Below are 872 nucleotides of genomic sequence, written 5' to 3'. Positions count from 1 at the left end.
GCCGGGCGGGCGCTGCGCGCACGGCCGGCCCTACAATCCCCGGCCATATGCGCGCTGTTCCCCTCCTCCTCCTTCTTCTGCTCGGCATGGTCTGCACCGCCGCCCCGGCCCAAACTTCCGACCTCGCCTCCGACGACACCGCGCGGGGCACGGCGCCCGCGAGCGCAGCGCCGCCCGCGGGGCGCACCAGCCAGCGCACCGAGCGCATCCAGATCGAAGACGCCGGTAGCCGGGTCGATGAGCTGCGCGTGGGCGGCCAGACACAGCGCATTTCCGTGCAGCCCAAGGCCGGCGGCCTGCCCGGCTACGAAGTGCAGTCCTCCGATGGCACGCGCAACCGCTTCGGAGCCGGCACCGGCCCGCGCGTCTGGAACCTGCTGACCTTCTGACTCCCGCGCGCGGCGCCCCTGCCGCAGCGCTCCCGCGTGCCGTTTCCCGGTTGCCCCACCCTTCTTCGACCCCCCAAGCGATGGCCGTTTTCACCGAGGTCCCGCCCCAGGATGCGCGCGCGCTGCTGTGCCATCTGCAATTGGGCGAATTGCTCGAACTGCGCGGCATCGAGGGCGGAATCGAGAACACGAATTATTTTCTGACCAGCGACCAGGGCGAGTTCGTGCTGACGCTGTTCGAGCGCCTCAGCGCCGGGCAACTGCCGTTCTACCTGTACCTGATGAAGCATCTGGCGCTGGGCGGCGTTCCCGTTCCCGACCCGCGCGCCGACAGGAACGGCGACCTTCTGCACAGCGTCTGCGGCAAGCCGGCCGCGGTCGTGAACAAGCTGCGCGGCAAGAGCCAGCTCGCGCCGCAGGGCGCGCATTGCGCCGCCATGGGCGCCCTGCTGGCCCGCATGCACCTGGTCGGACGCAGCTTCG

Annotated in this window: 2 protein-coding genes; both read left to right on the top strand. The window is 70.8% G+C overall.

What is annotated here, in order from left to right:
• Positions 1–47 precede the first annotated feature (47 nt).
• Positions 48–389: a hypothetical protein gene (locus VTU_RS0105480; RefSeq protein ID WP_010101652.1), complete on the top strand. Its 342-nt coding sequence runs from the start codon at positions 48–50 to the stop codon at positions 387–389.
• Between the two features lie 80 nt (positions 390–469).
• Positions 470–872: phosphotransferase (locus VTU_RS0105475; RefSeq protein WP_010101650.1), on the top strand; the 403-nt coding region annotated here is incomplete at its 3' end.

This window comes from Verminephrobacter aporrectodeae subsp. tuberculatae At4, from assembly GCF_000193225.1.
GTDB lineage: Bacteria > Pseudomonadota > Gammaproteobacteria > Burkholderiales > Burkholderiaceae_C > Acidovorax > Acidovorax aporrectodeae.
Note: the sequence above shows the minus strand (reverse complement) of the source record. Positions and strands in the feature narration are given on the sequence as shown.

Coding starts and splice junctions, on each gene's coding strand:
- VTU_RS0105480 (WP_010101652.1), top strand. CDS start 48: ATGCGCGCTGTTCCCCTCCTCCTCCTTCTTCTGCTCGGCATGGTCTGC.